This window comes from Bordetella genomosp. 2, assembly GCF_002261345.1.
GTDB lineage: Bacteria > Pseudomonadota > Gammaproteobacteria > Burkholderiales > Burkholderiaceae_B > Bordetella_A.
Genome location: NZ_NEVT01000006.1, coordinates 940,813 through 963,605 on the forward strand (window position 1 = coordinate 940,813; position 22,793 = coordinate 963,605).

Here is a 22,793-nt window from a genome sequence, read left to right on the forward strand (position 1 = left end):
CGCGGGCGCCGGCTCTCAGAACCGGTACATCACCTTGAGCTGCCCGGCGTGGCTGGTCGCCTTGCTGGAGGCTTCGCCGTCGTATTGCAGGCGGAAATCCAGCCCCGAACGGGTGTTGACCTGCATGCCCACGCCGAAGCGGCCGATGACGCTGTCGCCCGGCAGCGCGGCATTGAAGGTGCCGGCGGCGCCCGGCGCGCCGCTCAAGCGCACGTCGGTGTTCCAGGAATCATCGCTCAGGAAGGAGGCGCCCGCGTACGCATAGGGCCGCAGCGTGGCGCCTTCCGGCAGGTCGACCCGGCCGCCGAATTCCAGCATCGGCGACAGCGCGAACAGGAACTGGTCGCTGCCATCCACCTCGAGGCTGAGGGCATCGCCGGACTCGGTGTAGCCGGACATGCGCGTATACAGCATGTCGAGGTCGACGTAGGGTTTCAGGTACAACTGCCGGTTCAGGCCGATATGGCGCGCGGCGCGCAGGCGCGCGCCCAGGCTGTAGACATCGGGGCTGCTGCTGGCCGAGGGCTCGTAGCCCGCGATCGCCAGGTTGCGCTCCATGTCGTACGAGGCGTAGCCGCCGCCCAGGCTTCCCGAAAACACCCAGGGGCCGGCCTGGCGCTTGAGCACCACGCCGACGTACCCGGCATCGCCGCTGCCGCTGGCGCGCCCGTCGCTGCCGCGCAGGTGACTGTTCTGGTAGGCGACGGATGCGCCGATGAACCAGTCGGGACGGAACTCGAACTGGCCGCCGGCCTGGTACGTGGTGCTGTTGTAGGAAAAGCCGGAATATCCGTCGTGCGCGTCCTGGTCGGTGCGCCGCGTGGACGCCTGGCCCCAGACGCAATCGCGCTCACGTCCCTGGGTGTCGCCGCCGTCCATCGCCGGGCACGACATCATGTTGCTGGTAAAGCGCGTCATGCCCGCCGCCATCTGCGCGGCCGGCGCCAGCGTCACGCCGGGCGACAGGTCCGACAGGCGGTCGCTGTAGGCGCTGCCGCCCTGCCGGGAAGCCTGGTCAAGGCTGGCGAACAGCGGCGCGAGCGCCGCGCTGCCGCCGGCATCCCAGCTGTGCTGCAGATGGTCCGCGATGCGGCTCTGGTTGCCTTCCAGGCCCATGGCGGTCGCGTTGAAGTCGGCGCCGCCGACGCTGATCCGGTAGTCCTGGCCCGCCTTGCGCAGGTCATAGTCGAATACCGGCGAGTCGTAGGCCTCGGGCATGCCGGAGGCCGCGCCCTCGACGCGCAGCACGGTAAGCTCGCGGCCGGGCAGCAGGCTGACGGGCGCGGCATCGACCACCCCGCCGAGCCGCGCGTCGCCCTGCACCACCATGCGGGCGGCGCGCATCTGCGCGAAATCCACTTCGCTGCGCAGCACGCCGCTGTCCGACTGGGAAAAATCGCCGGCCACGGTAAGGCGGTCATACCTGCCGCTGCGCCCTACCTGCAGCAGTCCGGCATTGTCGACGTGAGCCTGGTAGAGGAGCGCGTCCGACAACACCCCCGTGCGGCGATTGTCGAGCGTGGCATACGCGGATGGCGCCACCGCGACATCCGCGCTCATCACTACATCGCCCGCGACCTGGCCCGCGTTGCTGACGATGGGACTGACCGAGGTCGCGTACGGGTCGTAGCGCACCGCGGTATTGGACAGCGCCGACACGAGCGCGCCTTCCTGGATGTCGACCACATTCGCGTTGCCATTCATGACCCAGATGCCGACGCCGTCGCCCGACCCGCCCTGCACCGTGTTGTTGACGTTGACCTTGATGCTGCCGGTGCCTCCCGGCCCGACGCTCTGCGCCAGGATGCCGATGCCGCCGTCGCCGGTCGCCGCCACGGTGCCATCCACGGTCACCGTTACATCGTCCGACACCGCGCCGCCGCTGGTGCCCGGACTGGTGGTGCCGGCGAAGCCGCCATCGAGGAAACCGCTCAGGCCGCCGCTGCCGCCGATAGACTGCGCCACGACGCCGATGGCGTTGGCGCCGTCGACCCGCACCTGGAATCCGCTCTGGATGGCCACCGCGACCGTGCCGCCGTTGCCGCCATCGACATTGCCGGTGCTGGACGCCACGCCGCTGCTGTTCGGGTTAATCGCCTGGCTGATATCGCCGACAATGCCGCCGCCGCCACCGATCGACTGGGCGACAATGCCATGAGCGCCCGCGCCATGCGTATGCAGGGTGCCGTTGGACAGCGTCACGGCGACGGCCGCGCCATGGCCAACCGCCGGGGAGTTGTAGCCGAGCACGATGCTGTCCAGCGTGTCGGCGGGGCCCGCCGTCGCCAGGCCGCCGCCGCCGCCGATGGACTGGGCGATGATGCCGATGGAACGCGCGCCGGCCGTCTGGATCATGCCGCCCGTGTTCAACGTGACCGTTCCGCCACTGCCCGAATTGCCCTCGGCGCCGTTCAGGGCCAGGTTGACCGACGATGCCGCATTGCCGGCCGCCATGGTGACGATGCCGCCGCCACCGCCGATCGATTGCGCGATCAGGGCATGGGCATCGTCGCCCGCGGTCGACAGCGCCGCCCAGCTGGCGGCCAGCATATCGATCGACCCGCCGTCGCCCCAACCGTTGCCTACGTGGATGTTCGTCATCGTGGCCGGGCCCGCCGTCGCCATGCCGCCGCCGCCGCCGATCGATTGCAGGACCATGGCGTGCGCGCCATAGCCGGCGGTGTTCGACGAACTGCCGTCATTGCTGTCGTCCAGCACCAGCGTGATGGCGCCGCCGGCGCTGGCGGCCGCCTGGTCGGCCCCGCCCAGCTGCACGGTCGTGTCGGACGAGCCGGGCGCCGCCGCGAATATGCCGCCCAGGCCGCCTCCGCCGCCGATCGATTGCACGACGACCCCGTCGGCGAAATCGCCGTCGGTGCTGACATGCGCGGCGATGCGGGCCGGGTCGCTGGCCGTCCCGATGGCGCCGCCATTGCCTGACGCCGCCATGCTGCCCAAGGTGAGGGTCGTGGAACCGACCGATGCCGGCCCGCCAGCCACCCCCGCCAGCCCGCCGCCGCCGCCGATGCTCTGCACCACCAGGCCATCGGCGCCGGCGCCCGCTGTCTGGATGATGCCGTCCGCCTGCAGGTCGATCTGGCCGCCGGAGCCCGGCGTGGCCGACGCATGGCTGCCGCCCAACTGCACATCGACGACGCCGGTCGGGGCACCGGCCACGCCGATCCCGCCGCCGCCGCCGATCGACTGGGCCACCACGCCATAGGCGCGCTCGCCCTGGGTGGCGACCACCAGGCCTTGATCCGTGCTCAGCGTGACGCCGTTGCCCACGCCCTCCAGCGCCCCGCCCACCACCATGTCGAGGTCGGTCAGGTCGTGGCCATCGAGGGCCAGGACGCCGCCCACGCCGCCGCCGCCGCCGATCGACTGCGCGACCAGGCCCGCCGCGTCCGCCCCCGCCGTATAGACAGACTGGGCCTGCGCTTGCAGGTCGATCACGCCGCCGTTGCCGCCGACGCTGTCGGACGCCTGGGGATTGATCCAGCCGCCTACCTGGATGGCGACGGCCGAGTCGGCGGCCACGCCGGTGCCCAGCCCGCCGCCGGCCCCGATCGATTGCGCCAGCACGCCATAGGCGCCGGCCGCGGCGGTCTGGATGCCGCTGCCCTCATTGGCCTGCAGGGTGACATCGACGGCGGCGCCATTGCCGCTCGCATTGCCCCCGGCGCCCACGCTGATCTTGCTGCCCAGGCATCCGGAACCGCTGCTGCCAGGGGCGCACGTGCCGGAGGGGTTGGCCGCCAGGCCGCCATGCCCGGTACCGCCGCCGCCGCCGATCGACTGGGCCAGCAGCCCGACCGACCAGCGTCCCTGGGTAAGCAGCTTGCCGTTGCTCATCACGCTGACCGCGGCATGCGAATCGGGATTGACGCTGCTGCCGCTGACCCGGTCGGAGCCCTGCCCGCCGCCCACCGTGACCGCATGGGCGATTTCGTCCAGCGGGGCCGCGGCCAGCGGCTCTTGATGCAGGCTGGTGCCGGCGATCCCCCCACCGCCGCCGATGGACTGCGCCACCAGGGCGTGCGACCAGTCGCCGTGGGTCGCGGTCTGGCCGCCGGTCGACACCGACACTCCGCCGCCGTCGCCGCCCGCGCCGGCCGAGCCGCCCAGCGTGAGCGAATACACGCCCTTGTGCACCTGGGCGAGGGAAGTGGAACTCGCCGAACTGGCCAGGCCGCCGCCGCCGCCGATGGACTGCACGATCACGCCGGCCGAGAAGTCTCCATAAGTGGCGATGAGGTATTGGCCCTGCACGGAGGCCAGCCCACCGGCGCCGCCATCGCCGCCCGCGCCGCCAACGCTGAGGTCCACCGAATAATTGGCGCCCGCCTTGGTGCGGGCCGGATCGCCGAGGCCGCCCAACCCGCCGCCGCCGCCGATGGACTGCGCCAGCATGCCAGTGGCGTAATCCCCGACGGTCTGGATGCGGGTCGCGGCGCAATTGCCGTCGCTGCACACGCCGACGGTGCCGCCATCGCCGCCGTTGCCGCCCGCGCCGCCCACCAGCAAGTCCGCCTGGAACGTCAGCATCGATGTCTCGCCGCCGCCGCCCTGGGCCGTGCCGCCGGCTCCGCCGCCGCCGCCGATGGATTGCAGGACCACGCCGTGGGCCTGGTCGCCATAGGTATACACGCCGCCGCTGTTGCCGGTGTCCTGCCGGGAAGTGAACTTGACCGTGCCGCCCGCGCTGCCCTCGCCGCCGCCGCCGCCGATACCGGCACCGATGCTGACAATTGCGCGCGTGGCCAGGGTACCAGTGCCGCCCTGGCCGCCGCCGCCGCCAATCGACTGGCCGAGCACGCCGTAGGCGGCATAGCCCTGGGTCTGCACGACCGACTGGTCCGCCAGCCAGATCTCGACCGCGCCGCCCGTGCCTCCCGAGCCGCCGGCGCCGCCGACCGACACATTGGCGGCCACGCTCTGGATGCTGGTGCCGGACGTGCTGGCGCCGCCGGCCCCGCCGCCGCCGCCGATCGATTGCACGACGATGCCGTCGGCATAATCGCCGCTGGTCAGGATGGAGCCGTAGTGCGTCGCGGAGGCCGAGCCGCCCACGCCGCCGGAGCCGCCCTTGCCGCCGACCTGCACATTGAGCGAGCCGCTGAACGCCACCGGGCTGTACTGCTGCTCGCGCGCATTCAGGGTACGAATCGCGTTGGACACCACATCGAGCGTATCGCCATCGTCGGCGCCCATCGAGCCGCCCAGGCCGCCGCCGCCGCCGATGGACTGCACAACGATGCCGTCGCCGTCGCGCCCCGAGGTCTGGACCAGGCCGTAGTTCGCCACCGAGGCGGCGCCGCCGGTGCCGCCCGTGCCGCCCGTCATGCCTACGCCCACGCTGACGGATGCCGATGGCAACTTGACGTCGCCGACCGAGCCGCTTGCGCCCAGCGAGGCGCTGGTGCCCTGGCCAGTGCCCCCGCCGCCACCGATCGACTGCGCCAGGATACCCTTGGACCCGGCGCCGTCGGTGACGATCGCGGCGTCGTAATAAGCCGTGGCCTGGCTGGACCCGCCGTGTCCGCCGGAACCGCCCTGCCCGCCCACCTGCACGGCGGCGTTGATATTGAGCGTGGTGTCGAGGGTGAACGCGTAGGTGTCGGCGGTGCCGCCGTCGCCGCCGCCGCCGCCAACGGACTGCACCAGCACGCCATGCGAATAATCGCCATGGGTAGCCAGCAGGGTCGATGCGGTGACGGGCGTGGCGCTGGAGCCGAGCGTCACCGCCGCGCCGCCACCGTCGCCGCCGGCGCACTGGCTGCCGCTGCGGCATTGGCCGCCCACCGCGGCCACCGCCTGCAGATTCACGGAGGTGGCATCGTCGGCCGCCGCCAGCGAGTAAATCGAGGCCGAGCCGCCATCGCCGCCACCGCCGCCCACCGACTGGGCATAGATGCCATGGGAAAACTGGCCATAAGTGGTGACGTCGGTGTCGGACACCGTCAATTGCACTTGGCCGGCTCCGGACCCGCTGCCGCCGGACCCGCCCACCGCCACGCCCAGGTCAATGTCGACCGAGGTTTCTTCGTCCACGGGAATGGGCAGCCCGAGGATCAACCCCTGGTCCACCACATTGCCGCCCGAGCCTCCGCCGCCGCCGATGGACTGCGCCAGGATGCCGACGGCGTCGCTGCCGGATGCGTCGGCCGAGCCGGTAGTGATGCTCGACGAGCCGATGGTGGCGGAGATGTCGCCGCCGGCGCCGCCCGCGCCGCCCTTGCCGCCGACGTCGGCGGAAATCGACAAGCCGAGGGCGACCGAATCGGCGCGCACGCCGCCGCCCGCGCCGCCACCGCCGCCGATCGACTGCAGCATGATGCCGCGGGCGCCGCTGCCCGCGGTGCGGATGTCGAGATTCTGCCAGCCGAAATTCACGTGGCCGCCCGAACCGCCATGGCTGCCCGACCCGCCCACCGACATGGTCAGGGCATTCAGGCCGGCGCTGGCGACCGCGCCGCCCGCCCCGCCGCCGCCGCCGATCGATTGCGCGAGAATGCCGTGGGCATGCAAGCCGCCCGTCTGGATGGTGGCCGGCGCCGCGCCGCTGAACAGGATGTCGCCGCCATTGCCCGCCGCGCCGCCGGCGCCGCCTATGCCGAAAGCGACCCCCGCGTCGACATCGAGCACGTCGCCGCCGTTGCCGCCGCCGCCGCCGATCGACTGCGCCAGGATGCCGTACGAAAAAGCGCCCGCGGTGGTAATGGCGCCCAGCTCGCCGGCGAAATCCAGCGTGCCGCCGTTGCCGCCGGCCGCGCCTTGGCCGCCCACGCTGAATATCCCGGCCGAGCCGCCGGCATTGCCGCCGCCGCCGCCGATCGACTGCGCGCTGATCCCGACGGCGGCGTCGCCCGAGGTCGTGATGGTGCCGAGATTCTGCACCGTCACCCCCGCGCCACTGGTCTCGACCTGGCTGCCCGGATTGCCGCCGACCGAGATGGCGCCGCCCGCCGCCCCCGCATTGCCGCCGCCGCCGGCCACCGACATGGCCACGATGCCGGACGCGCCGTAGCCGGAGGTCTGGATCGTGCCGGTATTCGTCACGGTAACGGTGCCGGTGTTGCCGCCGATGCCGCCGTCACCGCCCACCTGGACGACCAGCCCGTCGGCCACGCCGCCCGCGCCGCCTCCCCCGGAAATCGACTGTGCGTCCAGCCCGTAGGCGAAGTCTCCCGAGGTGACGATATGCCCGGCCTGGTTGACGGTCACCGCGCCCGCGTCGCCGCCCTGGCCGCCATTGCCGCCGGCCCCGCCCAGCACGTCGACGAAATCGCCGCCGGCGCCGCCGCCGCCGCCGAGCGACCAGGCCACCACCCCGCTGGAAAAATGCCCCGAGGTGACAATGGATGCGCCCGCGTCCGTGGTGACGTTCACCGTGCCGGCCTTGCCGCCGACGCCGCCGCCGCCCGCCTCCCCGACGACTCCGCCGGCCGAATCGCCATCGCCGCCGAAGCCGCCGCGCGACATGGCCAGCACGCCGAAGGTGGAGTCGCCGGTGGTGCTCAAGGTGTAGCCGGCCTGCGTCGTGGGCGCCAGCAGATGAACCTCGACCGCGCCCGCCTGCCCGCCGGTGCCGCCGGTATTGCCTTCCGGGCCCTTGCCGCCCTGGCCGCCGGCCGAGCGCGCCAGGATCGCCGCGCCGCTGGCTCCGCTCACATCGATGTCGATATCGCTGGAGACATTTACCGTGACAGGGCCGCCGGTGCCGCCGCTGCCGCCGGGGTCCGAATCGTCCTGGGAATCGAACCCGGCGGCGCCTTCGGACAAGGCCCGGATGCCGTACACGGAGGAACCGGAATCCGCCTCGGCCGCGATCTTGAGCAAGCCGCCCGTATGCTCGACCGTCACGGAGCCAGCCGTGCCCGCATTGCCGTTGTACTGCCCGCCGGCCCCGGACTTGGATTCGGCGCGCAGCGCCGACACCATGCTGCCGTTGGTGATCTGCAGCGCGCCGCTGCCCCCGCCGGCGATCGAGTCCCCCATGAAAATGAGGGAGCCGCTGTTGCTGACGGCCACCAGGCCGCCCGCGCCGCCGGTGCCGCCCCGTTGATCGTCGATGGCGCCGGAATTCTGGTGACCGCCCGTTCCGCCGGTGGCGTTCGCGAACACCCCCGACATGTCCTGGCTGATGACGCCCGCGACGTGGAAATCGGCCTGCGCGGAAATGGTGACCTGCACCGGGCCGGCGCCGCCGCCGTTGCCCCCGTTCGAATCGTTGTTCTTGTTGTCGGTCGAGCCGCTGCCGCCGATGCTCTGGGCGAACATCACCGCGGCCGTCTGCGGGCTGCCGTTGCCCACCACCAGGTTCACTTCGCTGCCGCTGGTCATGGTGACGGCCCCGCCGGAACCAGCCGCATTGTCGTCATGCCCGCTGCCGCCGGTCGACTGCATGTACATGACGCCGCGCCAGTCGTTCGCGGTGCCGCCGGAGGCGGCCGGATCCAGGTTGAATATCGCGCCCTGGGCATCCATTTCCACATTGCTGCCGTTGTGCGCGGGCTCCTGGTCATTCTGGCCGGCGGTCGACAGGCCCTGCGCCTCTGTGTACACCTGCCCATTGTCGAGCGTGACGCAGAGCGCCCCGGGGTCCTCGCAAGCCGCCGCGCCGGAGGGGGCCAGGGTGCCGGCTGACAACGCCCCTGCCAGCATGGAGGCATGCCACACGCTGCGCGTCTTGTCGTGCGCGGAATATCGGCTCATTGCGGATCCCCATCAGAAGAATATCCGCCCTGAATCTACCTACGCCGCATCATTTGTTGCGCAATTTTTCGATGAAATGCCCGTTTTGTTCGACGAAATGCTTCGGCGCGGCATCATGCGCCGCTGCGCCGGGGCGAACCGGAACCCCCGGGCTGGCGCAGCGGCTGCAACAGCCCGGCCAGGCCGTTGTGGTCCAGTTCGTGCATCAGCGCCAGCAGCCGGCCGATTTCCCCCGGCGGGAAGCCCTTGCGCGCGAACCAGGCCAGGTACGGCCCGGGCAGGTCGGCGATGAGCCGGCCCTGGTACTTGCCGTAGGGCATTTCGCGGCTGACCAGCAGTTCAAGGTCGCGCGGGTTCATCGACGTCCTGCCAGTCGAGCGGCCAGCCATTTTGCAGCACGTTCTGCAGCCACAGCGTGCAGGCCAGCGTCTTGGAATCGGTGACCAGGCCGGCGCGGCACGCCTCGTACAGGTCGTGCGGGATGGCCGCGTGCGTGTCGAGGAATTCGTCCTGGTCCAGCCGGGCCGCGCCGGCGACCAGGCCGCGGGCGAAGAAAATGTGGATGACCTCGGTGGAATACGAGATCGCCAGGTGCATGGCGCCCGCCTTCGCCCACTGGCGGGCCGTGTAGCCGGTTTCCTCGAGCAGCTCGCGGCGGGCGCAGGCCAGCGGGTCTTCGCCCGGATCCAGCTTGCCGGCGGGGAATTCGGTCATGACGCGGCCCATGGGGTGCCGGTACTGGCGCTCCAGCAGCACCCGCCCGTCGTCCAGCAGCGGGATCACGACCACCGCGCCGGGATGCAGGATGTACTCGCGCTGGCCCAGGCGGCCGTCGGGCAGCCGCACGGTGTCGCGGCGCGCCTTCAGGAAAGTGCCCTCGAACAGGGTCTGGCTCTCGACCAGGGTCTCGATCAGGTGCGCGTCTTCGTCGGGTTCGATCATGGCATGTGCGGCCGGCAGTGGAATCAGCCGGCCAGCTTACCATTCGCGCCGGCCCGGCTACTGCTGGCCGCGGCGCGCCTCGAGGTCCTTCAGGCAGGCGGCCACGCCGATCTGCAGCTGCTCGTTGCCGATGGCTTCGCGATCGACCTTGTTGCGGCAGCGCTGGTATTGCTCGATGCTTTGCGGCGTATCGCGCACGGCGGGCGCCGCGCCGGGCTGCGCCTGCTCGGTGATGCGCAGCGTCGACGGCGGCGACTTGCTGCCGTCGGTCGAGGGGAACGAGTATTCCTGCGCCGGCTGCGCCTGGGCCGCGCCCAGCGGGCCCAGCAGGCATGCCAGGGCAAGGCCGGAAATCGCGAATATCTTCATGACGATGCTTCCTCGTAGGTCTCTGGCGGACGCCGGACCGGGCGCCCATGCCAGCCGGTATCGTAACGTCGCGCCGGCCCGCGATGGTGCCAAACGGCAACAAACGCAAGGGGCTGTTAACCATGGCGGCGGCATGTCGCATACTGTGCGCCATCGACGCCCCCCGAGGAACCGCATGATTCTGCTGGATACCTGCTTCGAACGCACGCTGGAGGCCTGGCAGCGCGAGTACGCCGGCGGCGCCTGGCGCGGCGCCGCGCTGGAAGGCTGGCTGTTCGAGGACCGCGCCGCGCGCCGCGCGGCCGAGGCCCGCCTGGCGCGCGCCGGCGTCGCGGCGCGGCTGCGCAGCGCCTACAAGCCGCTGCTGCATTTCTTCCTGGAAGAGGTCGAACTCGCCGGCCTGGCGAGCGCCACGGTGCATTACCCGGTGCATCCGCTGGCCCGGCCCAACCGCTTCACGCTGGAGGCCTACCCGCTGGTCGACCTGCTGGCGGACGCGACGCTGCGCTTCGTGGCCGGCACGGCCGACCTGCATTACCGGGTCGAGCTGCGCTACGCCGACGGCCGGCAGGTGCAGGCCAGCGTGTTCGCGCCGAATGTCGCCGGCAGCGCCGACGACGGCACGCCGCTGCTCTCGCCCACCGGCTGGCTGCGGCTGCGCGATGCCGGCGGCGCCGTGGTGCAGGACGCGGCCTGCGACACGGAATGGCGCGCCGCGTTCGACGCTGCAGTCCAGGCGGTGCGCGAGCACCCCTGGAGCCACGAGGCGCCGCATTTCGAACGCCTGGACATCCGCGTCGACCTCCCCGGCATGGAGTTCGACGCCGCCGGCGACGCGGGCCTGGTCAGCACTTACGAAGCGCTGCATGAAGACCTGTACTTCACGCTGATCGAGTACTTCCAGCGCCATGCCGGCCTGCCGCCGGGCGACCGCCGGCTGCGACCCGGGCAGATCGTGCCGGACGTGCGCCCCGCGGCGGGACCGGCGCGGGTGCGCGTGGCGCTGCGGCCCTTCGCCGGGCCGGTATCCGAGCCTGCGGCCGTGCCGCCGCTCGACCTGGCGCGCGCCGAGGCGCCGCTCGAGCCCGCCCAGATCGCCGCCCACATGGCGGCGCTGGGCGGCGAGCCGTTCCAGGCGCAGTCGCGCCAGGGCCGGCCGGTGCTGGGCGCCTATTTCGCCGGGCCGGGCCCGGCGGTCTTCATTTCCGGCGCGCAGCACGCCAACGAGACCTCCGGCGTGGTGGGCGCGCTGCGCGCCGCCCAGGCGCTGCGGGCGGCCGGCCCGGCCCACTTCGCCCTGGTGGCGGCCGAGAATCCCGACGGCTATGCGCTGCACCGCGAGCTGTGCGGCCAGCACCCGCGCCACATGCACCATGCCGCGCGCTACAGCGCGCTGGGCGACGACATCGCCTACCGCAGCGGCGAGCCCGTCTGGGAGCAGGCGGCGCGCCGCCATGCCCTGGCCCGCAGTGGCGCGCGGCTGCACATCAACCTGCACGGCTATCCGGCGCACGAATGGACGCGCCCGCTGTCGGGCTACCTGCCGCGCCAGTTCGAATCCTGGACCCTGCCCAAGGGCTTCTTCCTGCTGTTGCGCCATCACCCCGGCTGGGGCGAAGCGGCGCAGCAGTTCATGGACGGCATCGCCCTGCGCCTGGCGCGGGTGCCGGGCCTGGTGGCGTTCAACGCGCGGCAGGCCGCGCGCTACCGCGCCCACGCACTCGAAGCCGGCTTCGACACGCGCCACGGCATTGCCTGCGTGGTGGCCGAGAGCAGCGTGGAAATGGCGCCGCTGTCGCTGATCTCGGAATTCCCCGACGAGACGGTGTACGGGGCCGCCTTCCGCTACGCCCACACCGTGCAGATGGAAACCGTGCTGGCCGCCGTGGCGGTGTATCAGGAACTGGCGCCCAGGTGCGCCAGCTTGTCCGGGTTGCGCACCATGTAGAGCGCGGCGATGCGGCCGTCGCGGATCTCCAGCGAGATCGCGCGCGGCAGCCCATCGGGCTCGGTGACGACCAGGCCCGGCATGCCGTTGAGCCAGGCCAGGCGGGCCGCCAGCGTGCGGCTGCTGTCCTTGTGCGCGATCCCGGCGAAGAACCGGGCGATCTTGGCGCCGCCGCGGATGGGACGCAGCGTCGCCAGCTTGCGGCCGCCGCCGTCGGTGTGCAGCACGGCGTCCTCGGCCAGCAGTTGCTGCAAGGCCGCCAGGTCTCCGTCGCGCGAAGCCCGCAGGAACGCCTCGGCCAGCCGCTGGGCGTCCTGCTGGCTGGCGCCGAAGCGCGGCCGGGCCTCGCGCACGCGGGTGCGCGCCCGCGCGGCCAGCTGCCGGCACGCGGCCGCGTCGCGCTCCAGAATGGCGGCGATCTCCGCGTAGGGCACATCGAACACATCGTGCAGCAGGAACGCCGCCCGCTCGGCCGGCGCCAACCGCTCGAGCGCCAGCATCAGCGCCATCGACAAGTCCAGCGCGTACGGCCCGGCGCCCATGCCGGCATACTGCTCGGCATCGGGCAGCGGCTCGGGCAGCCACTGGCCCACATACTGCTCGCGCCGCACGCGCGCCGATTTCAGGTGGTCCAGGCACAGGCGTGTGACCACCCGCGACAAGAAGGCGCGCGGCTCGCGCACCTGGCCGCGATCGGCCTCGCGCCAGCGCAGCCAGGCGTCCTGCACGATGTCCTCCGCTTCCGACCACGAGCCCAGCATGCGATAAGCCAGGCCCAGCAGGTGGCGGCGATGCGGCGCGAAATCGTCCGGGGCGACGGGCGCGGGGCCGGCGGCGGGCGGCTGGGTCTGCATGGCGGCGCGTCAGTCCCGCGGATGCTGCGAACGGAAGCCGACCGCAATGCGGTTCCAGGTATTGATGGTGCAGATCGCCACCGTCAGGCGGGTCTGCTCGGCCGGCGAAAAATGCGCGTTCAGCAAGGCGTAGTCGGCGTCGGGCGCCTGCGTGTCGGGCAGCCGCGTCAGGGCCTCCGTCCAGGCCAGCGCCGCGCGTTCACGCTCGCTGTACAGCGACGATTCGCGCCAGGCCGCCAGCAGGTGCAGGCGCACTTCGGTTTCGCCGTGCTTGCGCGCGTCGGCGGTGTGCATGTGCAGGCAATAGGCGCAGCCGTTGATCTGCGAGGCGCGGATCTTCACCAGTTCGATCAGGCTGTGCTCCAGGCCGCAGTCGTCGACGTAGGCCTGCAGCGCCAACACGGCGCGCATGGCCTGCGGATCGGCCTGGTGGGGATTGAGGCGGGGGGTCATGCGGAACTCTCCTTGGACAGACGGCGCCCGACGGGCGCCCTTGCATACATGACGAGCCAGCATGATGCGTTGTGACAACGCGTCCCGCCGATTATGTAACAACACGCGGCAAAGGAACGCGGCTCCCGGTACGCCCGGTAACAACCATGGCGCGGCAGGCGGGCTATCTTCGGATAGCCGCCATGTTGCAAAGGATTCCGCATGAAAGCCACTGCGCCGCTCTTACTCCTGGTTGCCGCCACGCTGGCGGCCTGCACCGGCCCGCAGGACGCCGCGCCGCCCCAGCCCGGGCAGGGCCCCGCCCTGGGCGCCGGCCAGGCCGACGGCCACAACGCGCGCAACGCGCTGGACTGGGCCGGCGCGTACGAAGGCACGCTGCCCTGCGCCGACTGCCCCGGCATCCAGACCCGCCTGGTGCTGATGGACCATGGCGCCTACGAGCTGCAGACCCGCTACCTGGACCGCCAGCCCCACCCCACCGTGGTCCGCGGCACCTTCACCTGGCAGCCCGACGGCAGCACCATCCAGCTCGACAGGGCCGGCGACGGGCAGCGCTATTTCGTGGCCGAGGGACGCCTGATCCAGCTGTACCAGGACGGCACCCGCCCGAGCGGCCCGCTGGCGCCGCATTACGTGCTGACGCAGCAGCGCTAGGGCCACCGCACGCCCAAAGGCCCGGCGCGAGCCGGCCCTAGGCCTGCACGCCATGGCGCGCCCGCCAGGCGCGCAATTGCTCGCGGTACTGTTCCATGGCGTCGTCGTACAGGTCGTAGACACAGGGGATGCAGCCGCTCTGGCAGCAGTCGCCCGGCTCCGGCGGGGTGGGCGGCACGGGCGGCGGGTCCTCCGTGGGGGCCGGCGCGCCGCTGGCAGGCTGGTTCTCGGTCATCCCCTTATTATCGCGCGCGGCCGCCGGTGGTAATCTGGCCGGCGTTGCCGTCGTTGCGAGCATCATGTCCGATACCCAGTTCTGGCGCGACCCGCGCCTGCCCTATGTCGAGAGCCGGCGCGCCGTCCACAGCCGCGCCTGCTACGCCGCCCATACCCACGACACCGTCTCGATCGGCGCGGTCGACAGCGGCGGCAGCGTCTTCACCAGCGGCGCCCTGCGGCGGCGCCTGCGGCCCGGCAGCCTGGTCATGGTGCCGGCCCATTGCGCCCACGCCTGCAACCCGGACGCCGATGCCGCCTGGAGCTACCAGATGCTGCACCTGGATGCCGGCTGGGTCGCGGCCCTGTTGCGCGAGACCGCGCCCGAGGCGCCGCTGCCCGCGCAGCCCTGCGTCAGCGATGCGCGCACCGCCTACCAGCGCTTCTGCGAGCTGAACGCGCTGCTGTTTTCCGCCGCGGCGCCGGCCGACAAGGAAGCCGCCCTGGTGCTGTACGTGGGCGGCCGCTCATGGCTGGGGCGGCCGCCGCGCCAGGCCGCCCCGAGGCTGGCGCCGGCCGGCCTGCGGCGGGTCGAGGCCCTGCTGCGCGAGGCGCGCGGCCAGGCGCTGCCGCTGGTCGAGCTGGCCGCGCTGGCCGGCATGAACCGCTACCGCTTCATCCGCGCCTTCCGGGCCGCCACCGGCATGACGCCGCATGCCTACCAGCTCGACCTGCGCATCGTGCAGGCGCGCCGCCTGTTGCGCGACGGCCAGAGCCTGAGCCGCATCGCGCAGGACCTGGGCTTCGCCGACCAGAGCCATTTCCAGCGGGCGTTCAAGCAGCGCGTGGCCGCCACGCCGGGCGCGTATCGCCGGGCCGGCGCCTGACGCTGCGGCGGCGCCGCGCATTTTTCTTCAATACACGCGCCGCGTCCGCGGCGAGAATCGCCTCCCATCACCGAGGGGCGACATGGCATTTTCGTGGCAACAGTTCATCGTGGTGGCGGGCGCGCATTTCCTGGCGCTGCTCAGCCCCGGACCCGACTTTTTCCTGATCGTGCGCGGCGCGCTGCTGCATGGCTGGCGCAAGACGGCCGCCACCTGCCTGGGCATCGCGGCGGCCAACGGGGTGTTCATCGCGCTGGCCATCGGCGGCTTCGCCGCGCTGCGCCCGCACAGCCCGCTGTTCCATGCGCTGCAGGCCGCCGGCTGCCTGTACCTGGGCTACCTGGGCATCCTGTTCATCCGGCACGCCCGCGCCGCCGATGCCGCGCTGCGGGCCGCCGGCGCCGGCGGCGGCGGGGCCCCGCCCTCCTGGGCGCGGCGCTTCGCCGCCGGCTTCGGCTCGGGCATCCTGAACCCCAAGAACGCCCTGTTCTATGCCAGCCTGTTCGCCCTGCTGGCGGGCGAACGCACCTCTGCCGGCGTGCAACTCGCCTACGGCGTGTGGATGTTCGCCGCGGTGCTGGGCTGGGACCTGCTGGTGGCCGTCGGCATCGGCCATCCGGCCGTCATGGCGCGCTGCGCCCGCTACAGCGTGGCCGTCGAGCGCGGCACCGGCGCTGTGCTGCTGGCGATAGCGGCGGGCGGACTGTGGCTGCTGGCCGGATCCGCCATGCCGGCGTGGCTGGCGCCGGCGGCCCAGTAGCCGCTGACCAGCGCGGCGGGGCGCGCGCTGGCGCTGACGCGCGCCGAGACGTCCCAGGCGTCCATGCGCACCCGCAGGCCGGCATACACCCCATGGCCGGGGCCGGCCAGGATGCGGCCGCCCGCCTCGATGCCCTCGCCCACGCGGATCGCGCCATCGGCGATCACATCGCCGCCGGCCTTGATGCCCCATTCGGCCTGCAGGTGGTCGCCGCACACCACCGAGCCGGCGGCCAGGATGCCGCGGCCCGCCTGCACTTCCTGCTGGACGCGCACATCGCCGTCGGTCTTGATGCCCTGCGCGCAATACAGCGCCGCGCCGATGTCCAGGCCCTGCGCCGCCAGCACCGGGCCGCCGGCGCGCAGCTCCTGCCCGGTGCGGACGTCCCAGGCCGCGCGCAGCCCGCCGCCGCAATGCAGGCGCGTGCCGGCGCTCACGCCCCAGCCGGCATGGATGTCGCCGCCCGCCCGGATCTCGCCGTCGCAGACGATGCTGCCGCGCGCGTCGATGTCCTCGCCGGCCACGATGGCCGCGCCGGCGCGCACGCCCCCGCCGGTCACGATGCGCCGTCCGGCCCGCACCACCGTGTCGACGCTGATGCCCTGGCGCGCCACCACGGTGCCGGCGAACACGATGGCGGCCGCATCGATGGCCTCGACCTGCAGCACGCCGTCGGTGGGGCCGAACTGGTCGAGCAGCCAGCAGGCGTCATCGACGCGGCCGTCGGCCACCAGGGCGTCCAGGACGGCCTGGTAGTCGCCCTGGCCGTGGTGATCGCGCAGGAACCATTTGTAGCCGCTGGCGCAGGGGTTCTTGGCTTTGACGAAGTTCTTGGTAAGTTGCATGACGCTACACGCTCTGAATGAGTTGCCGGCCCCCGTCCGGTCGCCGCGTGGCAGTGGCAGCGGCCCCGGGCCCGCGCGCGGCATGGCGTGCGGGCCCCGGGGACAACCGGAATGCGGGGAAAAGAGGGGAACGGCCCGCGCGGGCCGCGCCGATTAGCCGGGCTTGGCGCGCGCGTAGGCCGAGCGCACTGCCACGTCGTGCGAACCGATCAGGGTCGGACGATGCGTGGCCAGGTGGGCGCGCAGGGCGAAATAGGCGGAAGACGCTGGATGGGTCATGACGGCGGCATGCTACCACTCCCAGCCGGTCCGTCAAGCGCGGCCGCCGGACGCGCCGGCCCCGCTACGCGCGCAGCCAGCGGAACGCGCGCCGCAGCTCGGCCGCGCCGTCGCGCGGGTACCAGCGGCCGTGCGCCAGGATCACGCGCTCGGGCTCCCAGGCGATCATCTGGTCCACGGCGGCGCGCAGCGCGGCGCGCCGCCGCGCGAAGGTCAACCGCATGTCGCGCGGCATCTGGCCGTCCGGGTCCTGCACGCCGCCCAGGCGCGTCAGCCAGCGGGCCAGCGGCGAGCCCAGCTTGCCGGGCTCGAAATTCTCGATCAGGTCGGTGAGGATCAGCGTGCGGCTGGCATGGTGGAAGAACTCCACTTCGGTCAGGTAGCTGCCGGCGATCGGCAGCGTGGCGAGCTCGGCGTCCCACGGATAGCCCGCCGGCCCGGCCAGCGGCCGCGCGGGGAAATCGATGCGGCGGCCGGCTTGTTCGCGCACGCGCGGCGCCAGGTATACGGCCGCATCGGGAAAGGCCGCGTGCCACTGCGGCACCCACCAGTAATGAATGCGGCTGGGCGCGACGATCCAGCGCGGCCGGCCCAGGTCCTGGACCGCGTCCCGCAGGGCGGGCGCGAGCTCGGTGGGCGAATGGATGAACAGGTCGCCACGGCCCAGCCGCAGCACCGTCATGCGCGTGGGAAAGCGCATGCGGGGCCACGGCAGGCCGTAGCGGATCGCCGGGCCGTCGACGATCCAGACCGAATCGGCCACCGGCTTGAGCGTGTTGATGGGCGCATACAGCAGGCGCCCATCGTCGCGCGGGTCGCCGCTCATGGCGGCTGGCGCGGCGGCGCGTTACACCACCGTCAGCGTCACGTCGATGTTGTTGCGCGTGGCGTTGGAGTACGGGCACACGATGTGGGCCCGCTGCACCAGGTCTTCGGCCTGGTCGCGCGCCATGCCGGGCAGCGAGATCTTCAGTTCGACCTCGATGCCGAAACCGTTGGGGATGGGGCCGATGCCGACCGCGCCCTCGACCGAGACATCGGACGGGATGGCGATCTTGTCGCGGTTGGCCACGAATTTCATGGCGCCCAGGAAGCAGGCCGAGTAGCCGGCGGCGAACAGCTGTTCGGGGTTGGTGCCGTCGCCGCCGGCGCCGCCCATTTCGCGCGGCGTGGTCAGTTTCACGTCCAGCACCTTGTCGGACGACACGGCGCGGCCGTCGCGGCCGCCGGTAGCCTTGGCATGGGCACGGTATACGACTTTTTCGAGAGACATGGCAGTTTCCTTTCAGAGGGGTTCAGGGACAACGGCGATTCCACCAAAGTACGGCTCGCCGGGGCCGGATACAAGTTGCTCACAATTAAATAGCGCACTACTTTTTTGGCAAGCGGATGACCTCACACTGTTCAGGCATTGGCTCCCAGGCGGTCGCGCAGGTGCTCGAGCTGGACCTTGAGGGCGGCCAGGTCGGCCGGCGCGCATTCCGTGGCGCACAGCACCCCCACCGGCACCTGAGCCGCCTTCTGCCGCAATTCGCGCCCGGTGCGGGTCAGGCCGACGATGACCTGGCGCTCGTCCTGCTCGGCGCGCAAGCGCGTGACCAGCCCGGCCGCTTCCATGCGCTTGAGCAGCGGCGTCAGCGTGGCCGAATCCAGGTACAAGCGGCGGCCGATGTCGGACAGCGTGAGCTGGTCCTGTTCCCACAGCACCATCATCACCAGGTACTGCGGGTAGGTCAGCCCGAGCGGGCGCAGCAGCTTGCGATACACCTTGTTCATGGCCAGCACCGTGGAGTGCAGGGCGAAGCAGAGCTGTTCGTCGAGCAACAGCGACGGGGCGGCGGGGGCAGGAGCGCGGCGGCGGGTCATGATGAGCCCATAATACATAGCGCGCTATTTAATCGCAAGTTATTTTTCTGTGGCGCGCGGACGCGCTTGCGGACCCTCGCTGCGCTCAGCCCGGCGCGGCGTCGAATGCCGTGTGGTATTGCACCGTGCCGCGCGCCCCGGCACGCCAGGCCAGCGCCATGAAATACTCGGGCGGCACATCGGGCAGCACCAGGGCCGGATCGGCGCGAAAGCCGAAGCGCCGGTAGAAATGCGGCTCGCCCAGCACCACGCAGCCGGCCGCGCCGCGCCCCTGCAGGCGCGCCAGGCCTTCCTGCACCAGCATCGAGCCGATGCCCCGGCCCTGCCAGGCCGGCGCCACGCTCACCGGCCCCAGGCCATACCAGCCCACGGCCTGCCCGGCCGGCCCCGCGATGCTGACCGGCGAGAACGCGGCGTGGCCCACCACCCGGCCGTCGTGCTCGGCCACCAGCGACAGCGCCAGCGCGCCCGCGGCGCGCAGCGCATCCACGATGGGGCCCTCGGTATGCTCGCTGAACGGCTGGTCGCGGAAAGCGTCCTGCGTGGCGGCGAAGATGGCGGCGATGTCGGCGTCGGTCTCGGAACGGATCAGCATGGCAACAGGTGGAAACTGCGCGGTAGGCGGCAGTACGTAGAATAGGTGGATACCGACCCGATATTACAGGCCCTCCATGGAAACCGAACTCGACGGCCGCCTGCTCGCGCTGCGGCAGACAGTGGCGCTGGCCCTGGCGCTGTCCACCCGCAGCAATCCCCAGGCGACCGAGCTGGCGCTCGACATTCTGCAAGACCTGAAAGCCAGCGTGGACCGCGCGCCGGCCGACACCCCGTTTACCGCACCGCCCTGGGCGGGCGGCGCGCAAGACGAGCTGGACAACATCGCGCGCCTGGTGCGCGCCTTCACCGAGCAGCCCGGATCCGACGCCGACACCTGAGCGCGAGGTTGCCGGTCTGTTTGCCGCGAGGTGTTGCGGTGAGGTGTCAGACGTCCTGCGCGGTGAGGTGTCAGACACCCCGCGAGAAAGCGCGACAAATCTCGGGCCATCTCCCCGGGGTGTCTGACACCTGGGTAGCGCGATGCTTGCCATGAGGTGTCTGACACCTGGGTAACGACTGTCCTTCAGGCGCCAGGTATTCCCGTAACTTGCAGGCGCTCTTCCCGGATGCCCGGCGCCTAGGTCAGCGCTTCGCGCGCTGCGCGCCGCAGCGCTTGTGGCGGCTGCCCGTAGCGGCGGACGAAGGCGCGGCGCATGCGTTCGGCATCGGCGAAGCCGGTCAGGCGGGCCACCGCGTCGATGGTCATGCTGCCCGCCTCGACCCGCGCGCGCGCCGCCTCGGCGCGGATGCGCTCGACCGCCTTGGCCGGCGTCTGCCCGGTTTCGGCCTTGAACAGGCGGATGAACTGGCGCGGGCTCAGGCATGCGGCCGCCGCCAGTTCCTCGATGGTCAGCGGCGCGGTCAGGTGCTGGCCGATGTAGCCCAGCACGCGCCGGATGCGCTCGCTTTGCGGCGCCAGGTCCTGTAGCGCGGAAAACTGCGACTGGCCGCCGGCGCGCCGGTGGTACACCACCATGTCGCGCGCGGCCTGGCGCGCCACTTCGGCGCCCAGGTCGTCTTCCACCATGGCCAGCGCCAGGTCGATGCCGGCGGTAATGCCGGCCGATGTCCAGACCGTCCCGTCGCGCAGGTAGATCTTGTCGCTGTCGACCTTGATGGCCGGGTAGCGGCGCTGCAGCTCGGCGGCGTGGCGCCAGTGCGTGGTGGCGCGGCGGCCGTCCAGCAGGCCGGCGTGCGCCAGCACGAACGCGCCCGTGCACACGCTGGCCAGCCGCGCGCCCTGCGCCTGCGCGTCCAGCAGGAAGGCCCGCGGCCCCGGCGCGGCGCCGGCCAGCCGCGGGCCTTCGCCGCCCGGCACCAGCACGATGTCCGGCCGCGCATCGCGCCATGGTCGCGTGATCACCTCCACCCCGGACGAACTGGCGACCCGTCCGCCGCGCGCCGACACCAGTTGCGGCGCGTAGGCGGGGCCGCGGCGCCCGCCGGCGAGTTCGCCGGCGGTCTGGAACACCGACAACGGGCCGGCCATGTCCAGCAGCTGGAAGCCGGGAATCATCAGGAAAGCGACCGAGATGCTCATGGCAATTTTCAAGGGAAATATGTCATTCGTGACATAGCATCGATCGCTACAGTGAGGGCTGTCAACCCCCTTCGCCACTCGCTGCCCATGTCTCCGTCTTCCCGCTTGCACGCCGGGCGCCGCAACGCCCGCATCCTGGCCGTCTGCCAGGGCCTGTACATCGCCGCCATTTCCATTGACCTGACCCTGACCGCGCTGACCGGCCACATGCTGGCGCCCGACAAGGCGCTCGCCACCCTGCCCTTCGCGCTGATCACCGTGGCCGGCGCTGTCGTGACCTGGTTCGCCTCGCTGCTGATGCAGCGCATCGGCCGGCGCGCCGGGTTCGCGCTGGGCGCCCTGGCCGGCACGCTGGGCGGGCTGATATCCGTCTGGGCGGTATTCCGCGCCGATTTCTGGCTGTTCTGCGCCGGCACCGCGCTGGTCGGCGTGTTCCAGGCCTTTGCCCAGTACTACCGCCTGGCGGCGGCCGACGCGGTCGATGCCGACGCCAAGGCGCGCGCCATCGCCGTGGTGATGGCGGGCGGCGTGATCGCCGCCCTGGCCGGCCCGGCCCTGGCGGCCTGGAGCCGCGACCTGTTCCCGCTGGCCACCTTTGCCGGCGCGTACCTGATGGTGGCGCTGCTGGGAGCGGCCAGCGTGGCGCTGCTGCTGGCCGGCTACCGCGACCTGGACGATGTCCCGGCCGGGGCCGGCCCGCGCGAACCGGCCGCGCCGCCGCGGCCCTTGCGCGTGGTGGCGCGCCAGCCCATCTTCGTGGCGGCGCTGGCCAACAACGTGGTCGGCTCGGTCTCCATGATGTTCGTGATGACCGCCGCGCCCCTGGCCGCCGTGGCCTGCCACCACACCATCGACGACGGCGCCAACATCATGCAATGGCACCTGGTCGGCATGTACGGTCCGTCCTTCTTCGCCGGCGCGCTGATCAAGCGTTGGGGCCTGCCGGCCATGCTGGGCCTGGGCATGGGCATCAACCTGGTCTCGGCCGCCGTCGCGATCGCCTCCACCAGCCTGCCGGCGTTCTACGTGGCGCTGTTCTGCCTGGGCGTGGGCTGGAATTTCATGTTCGTGGGCGGCACCACCCTGCTGGCGCAATCGTATCGGCCCGCCGAACGCGGCCGCGCGCAAGGCGCCGCCGAGGTGCTGCGCTACGCCGCCACCGCGCTGGCGACGCTGGCCGCCGGCCCGGCGCTGGACCGCTACGGCTGGCAGGCGGTCAACGCCGCCATGCTGCCGGTGGTGGGCCTGGCGGCCGTGATGACCGCCTGGTGGGTGATCGACACGCGGCGCCGCCCGCAGGCCGGCATCGCGCGCGCCTAGCGCGGGTCCCGGCAGCGCGCCGGGACACGGCGCTGGCGCCTCGCGCGGGAGCGTTCGACTGCAATCTGTAGTTTAGAATTGCAACATGATGCGCCTTTCCGCCCGCGCCCTCGTCACGAACCGACACCGCGCCGTCATCTGGCTGGCGCTGTGCCTGTTCGCGCTGAAGGCGCTGGTGCCGCAGGGCTTCATGCCCAGCAGCCAGCCCGGCGCCACGCTGATCCAGCTGTGCTCGGCGGCCGGCCCGGTATGGGTGGAAGGCCCCCACAAGGCCGACCATCACCAGGACGCGCAGCACGCCGAGCAATCGGCGGTCTGCCCGGTCGGCGCGGCGCTGGCGGCCTTGCCCCTGGCCGCCACGCCGGCCGCGCTGGCGCCGCCGCCCTCCGTGGTGGCGCTGCGCATCGCCGCGCGCGCGCCGCCGCCGGCCGCCGCACTCGCTCCGCCAGGCGCCCCGCTCGGGGCGCGCGCCCCGCCTTCCATTCTCGGTTAGTGCTGCCCGAACCGTCGCCAACGCGACGGCCTCGTCCTTTTTACTACCGAGA

The 22,793-nt window shown here is 72.0% G+C and carries 21 protein-coding genes; 7 read left to right on the forward strand and 14 right to left on the reverse strand.

What is annotated here, in order from left to right; genetic code table 11:
• Window positions 1–15 precede the first annotated feature (15 nt).
• The 4 genes from CAL24_RS24040 to CAL24_RS14665 form a co-directional block, all read right to left on the reverse strand.
• Complete coding sequence (locus CAL24_RS24040) at window positions 16–8,718, reverse strand: autotransporter outer membrane beta-barrel domain-containing protein (RefSeq protein ID WP_141218088.1); 8,703 nt, start codon at window positions 8,716–8,718, stop codon at window positions 16–18.
• A gap of 113 nt (window positions 8,719–8,831) precedes the next feature.
• The gene (locus tag CAL24_RS14655) at window positions 8,832–9,077 is read right to left on the reverse strand and encodes a DUF3820 family protein (RefSeq protein ID WP_028353997.1); all 246 of its coding nucleotides are present in this window, start codon (window positions 9,075–9,077) and stop codon (window positions 8,832–8,834) included.
• Entirely contained in the window at window positions 9,058–9,660 is a 603-nt protein-coding gene (locus CAL24_RS14660) for an NUDIX domain-containing protein (RefSeq protein ID WP_094807050.1), read from the reverse strand. The genes CAL24_RS14655 and CAL24_RS14660 overlap by 20 nt, the downstream gene beginning before the upstream one ends.
• 57 nt (window positions 9,661–9,717) lie before the next feature.
• The gene (locus CAL24_RS14665; RefSeq protein ID WP_028353999.1) at window positions 9,718–10,029 is read right to left on the reverse strand and encodes a hypothetical protein; all 312 of its coding nucleotides are present in this window, start codon (window positions 10,027–10,029) and stop codon (window positions 9,718–9,720) included.
• 175 nt (window positions 10,030–10,204) lie between these two features.
• Between CAL24_RS14665 and CAL24_RS14670 the strand changes: the two genes are divergently transcribed.
• The gene (locus CAL24_RS14670; protein WP_094807051.1) at window positions 10,205–11,977 is read left to right on the forward strand and encodes a peptidase M14; all 1,773 of its coding nucleotides are present in this window, start codon (window positions 10,205–10,207) and stop codon (window positions 11,975–11,977) included.
• On the opposite strand, the gene CAL24_RS14675 is transcribed toward CAL24_RS14670, so the two are convergent.
• On the reverse strand, window positions 11,926–12,831 hold the full coding sequence (locus CAL24_RS14675) for a sigma-70 family RNA polymerase sigma factor (RefSeq protein ID WP_094807052.1): 906 nt from the start codon (window positions 12,829–12,831) through the stop codon (window positions 11,926–11,928). The genes CAL24_RS14670 and CAL24_RS14675 overlap by 52 nt on opposite strands.
• 9 nt (window positions 12,832–12,840) lie before the next feature.
• The gene (locus CAL24_RS14680) at window positions 12,841–13,284 is read right to left on the reverse strand and encodes a carboxymuconolactone decarboxylase family protein (protein WP_028354002.1); all 444 of its coding nucleotides are present in this window, start codon (window positions 13,282–13,284) and stop codon (window positions 12,841–12,843) included.
• Between the two features lie 201 nt (window positions 13,285–13,485).
• On the opposite strand from CAL24_RS14680, the gene CAL24_RS14685 reads away from it, so the two are divergent.
• On the forward strand, window positions 13,486–13,938 hold the full coding sequence (locus CAL24_RS14685) for a copper resistance protein NlpE (RefSeq protein ID WP_028354003.1): 453 nt from the start codon (window positions 13,486–13,488) through the stop codon (window positions 13,936–13,938).
• A 37-nt stretch (window positions 13,939–13,975) separates the two neighbouring features.
• Here the strand turns inward: CAL24_RS14685 and CAL24_RS14690 are convergent, their stop codons facing one another.
• Entirely contained in the window at window positions 13,976–14,173 is a 198-nt protein-coding gene (locus tag CAL24_RS14690; RefSeq protein WP_094807053.1) for an oxidoreductase-like domain-containing protein, read from the reverse strand.
• 64 nt (window positions 14,174–14,237) lie between these two features.
• Between CAL24_RS14690 and CAL24_RS14695 the strand changes: the two genes are divergently transcribed.
• Both CAL24_RS14695 and CAL24_RS14700 read left to right on the forward strand, forming a co-directional pair.
• Complete coding sequence (locus tag CAL24_RS14695) at window positions 14,238–15,041, forward strand: AraC family transcriptional regulator (RefSeq protein WP_094807054.1); 804 nt, start codon at window positions 14,238–14,240, stop codon at window positions 15,039–15,041.
• An 82-nt stretch (window positions 15,042–15,123) separates the two neighbouring features.
• A complete protein-coding gene (locus tag CAL24_RS14700) occupies window positions 15,124–15,801 on the forward strand; it encodes a LysE family translocator (protein WP_094807055.1) in 678 nt (225 codons plus the stop codon).
• Here CAL24_RS14700 and CAL24_RS14705 read toward each other — a convergent pair.
• The 6 genes from CAL24_RS14705 to CAL24_RS14725 form a co-directional block, all read right to left on the reverse strand.
• On the reverse strand, window positions 15,684–16,646 hold the full coding sequence (locus CAL24_RS14705; RefSeq protein ID WP_141218089.1) for a DUF342 domain-containing protein: 963 nt from the start codon (window positions 16,644–16,646) through the stop codon (window positions 15,684–15,686). The two genes, CAL24_RS14700 and CAL24_RS14705, sit on opposite strands and share 118 nt — an antisense overlap.
• A gap of 153 nt (window positions 16,647–16,799) precedes the next feature.
• Complete coding sequence (locus CAL24_RS24435; protein ID WP_269321379.1) at window positions 16,800–16,925, reverse strand: hypothetical protein; 126 nt, start codon at window positions 16,923–16,925, stop codon at window positions 16,800–16,802.
• Window positions 16,926–16,989: 64 nt separating this feature from the next.
• A complete protein-coding gene (locus tag CAL24_RS14710; RefSeq protein ID WP_094807056.1) occupies window positions 16,990–17,751 on the reverse strand; it encodes a DUF4336 domain-containing protein in 762 nt (253 codons plus the stop codon).
• Between the two features lie 21 nt (window positions 17,752–17,772).
• Complete coding sequence (locus CAL24_RS14715; protein WP_028354008.1) at window positions 17,773–18,198, reverse strand: organic hydroperoxide resistance protein; 426 nt, start codon at window positions 18,196–18,198, stop codon at window positions 17,773–17,775.
• 131 nt (window positions 18,199–18,329) lie between these two features.
• Window positions 18,330–18,791 (reverse strand): MarR family winged helix-turn-helix transcriptional regulator, encoded by a 462-nt coding sequence (locus tag CAL24_RS14720; RefSeq protein WP_094807281.1) that lies wholly within the window; start codon window positions 18,789–18,791, stop codon window positions 18,330–18,332.
• An 85-nt stretch (window positions 18,792–18,876) separates the two neighbouring features.
• A complete protein-coding gene (locus CAL24_RS14725) occupies window positions 18,877–19,386 on the reverse strand; it encodes a GNAT family N-acetyltransferase (RefSeq protein WP_028354010.1) in 510 nt (169 codons plus the stop codon).
• A 76-nt stretch (window positions 19,387–19,462) separates the two neighbouring features.
• Here CAL24_RS14725 and CAL24_RS14730 point away from each other — a divergent pair, with 76 nt between their 5' ends.
• Window positions 19,463–19,726, forward strand: a complete 264-nt coding sequence (locus tag CAL24_RS14730) for a hypothetical protein (RefSeq protein ID WP_028354011.1) — start codon at window positions 19,463–19,465, stop codon at window positions 19,724–19,726.
• Window positions 19,727–19,965: 239 nt separating this feature from the next.
• Here the strand turns inward: CAL24_RS14730 and CAL24_RS14735 are convergent, their stop codons facing one another.
• Window positions 19,966–20,928: a GlxA family transcriptional regulator gene (locus tag CAL24_RS14735; RefSeq protein WP_094807057.1), complete on the reverse strand. Its 963-nt coding sequence runs from the start codon at window positions 20,926–20,928 to the stop codon at window positions 19,966–19,968.
• Window positions 20,929–21,015: 87 nt separating this feature from the next.
• Here CAL24_RS14735 and CAL24_RS14740 point away from each other — a divergent pair, with 87 nt between their 5' ends.
• A complete protein-coding gene (locus tag CAL24_RS14740) occupies window positions 21,016–22,248 on the forward strand; it encodes an MFS transporter (protein ID WP_094807058.1) in 1,233 nt (410 codons plus the stop codon).
• Window positions 22,249–22,333: 85 nt separating this feature from the next.
• The gene (locus CAL24_RS14745) at window positions 22,334–22,741 is read left to right on the forward strand and encodes a DUF2946 family protein (protein WP_249278542.1); all 408 of its coding nucleotides are present in this window, start codon (window positions 22,334–22,336) and stop codon (window positions 22,739–22,741) included.
• Window positions 22,742–22,793 lie beyond the last annotated feature (52 nt).

What these genes read in the sequence shown, in the direction of transcription:
- CAL24_RS14705 (WP_141218089.1), bottom strand. Translation starts at nt 16,646, where the DNA reads ATGCAACTTACCAAGAACTTCGTCAAAGCCAAGAACCCCTGCGCCAGC.
- CAL24_RS14720 (WP_094807281.1), bottom strand. Translation starts at nt 18,791, where the DNA reads ATGACCCGCCGCCGCGCTCCTGCCCCCGCCGCCCCGTCGCTGTTGCTC.
- CAL24_RS14665 (WP_028353999.1), bottom strand. Translation starts at nt 10,029, where the DNA reads ATGAAGATATTCGCGATTTCCGGCCTTGCCCTGGCATGCCTGCTGGGC.
- CAL24_RS14695 (WP_094807054.1), top strand. Translation starts at nt 14,238, where the DNA reads ATGTCCGATACCCAGTTCTGGCGCGACCCGCGCCTGCCCTATGTCGAG.
- CAL24_RS14655 (WP_028353997.1), bottom strand. Translation starts at nt 9,077, where the DNA reads ATGAACCCGCGCGACCTTGAACTGCTGGTCAGCCGCGAAATGCCCTAC.
- CAL24_RS14680 (WP_028354002.1), bottom strand. Translation starts at nt 13,284, where the DNA reads ATGACCCCCCGCCTCAATCCCCACCAGGCCGATCCGCAGGCCATGCGC.
- CAL24_RS14700 (WP_094807055.1), top strand. Translation starts at nt 15,124, where the DNA reads ATGGCATTTTCGTGGCAACAGTTCATCGTGGTGGCGGGCGCGCATTTC.
- CAL24_RS24040 (WP_141218088.1), bottom strand. Translation starts at nt 8,718, where the DNA reads ATGAGCCGATATTCCGCGCACGACAAGACGCGCAGCGTGTGGCATGCC.
- CAL24_RS24435 (WP_269321379.1), bottom strand. Translation starts at nt 16,925, where the DNA reads ATGACCCATCCAGCGTCTTCCGCCTATTTCGCCCTGCGCGCCCACCTG.
- CAL24_RS14660 (WP_094807050.1), bottom strand. Translation starts at nt 9,660, where the DNA reads ATGATCGAACCCGACGAAGACGCGCACCTGATCGAGACCCTGGTCGAG.
- CAL24_RS14730 (WP_028354011.1), top strand. Translation starts at nt 19,463, where the DNA reads ATGGAAACCGAACTCGACGGCCGCCTGCTCGCGCTGCGGCAGACAGTG.
- CAL24_RS14715 (WP_028354008.1), bottom strand. Translation starts at nt 18,198, where the DNA reads ATGTCTCTCGAAAAAGTCGTATACCGTGCCCATGCCAAGGCTACCGGC.
- CAL24_RS14675 (WP_094807052.1), bottom strand. Translation starts at nt 12,831, where the DNA reads ATGCAGACCCAGCCGCCCGCCGCCGGCCCCGCGCCCGTCGCCCCGGAC.
- CAL24_RS14685 (WP_028354003.1), top strand. Translation starts at nt 13,486, where the DNA reads ATGAAAGCCACTGCGCCGCTCTTACTCCTGGTTGCCGCCACGCTGGCG.
- CAL24_RS14670 (WP_094807051.1), top strand. Translation starts at nt 10,205, where the DNA reads ATGATTCTGCTGGATACCTGCTTCGAACGCACGCTGGAGGCCTGGCAG.
- CAL24_RS14725 (WP_028354010.1), bottom strand. Translation starts at nt 19,386, where the DNA reads ATGCTGATCCGTTCCGAGACCGACGCCGACATCGCCGCCATCTTCGCC.
- CAL24_RS14745 (WP_249278542.1), top strand. Translation starts at nt 22,334, where the DNA reads ATGATGCGCCTTTCCGCCCGCGCCCTCGTCACGAACCGACACCGCGCC.
- CAL24_RS14710 (WP_094807056.1), bottom strand. Translation starts at nt 17,751, where the DNA reads ATGAGCGGCGACCCGCGCGACGATGGGCGCCTGCTGTATGCGCCCATC.
- CAL24_RS14690 (WP_094807053.1), bottom strand. Translation starts at nt 14,173, where the DNA reads ATGACCGAGAACCAGCCTGCCAGCGGCGCGCCGGCCCCCACGGAGGAC.
- CAL24_RS14735 (WP_094807057.1), bottom strand. Translation starts at nt 20,928, where the DNA reads ATGAGCATCTCGGTCGCTTTCCTGATGATTCCCGGCTTCCAGCTGCTG.
- CAL24_RS14740 (WP_094807058.1), top strand. Translation starts at nt 21,016, where the DNA reads ATGTCTCCGTCTTCCCGCTTGCACGCCGGGCGCCGCAACGCCCGCATC.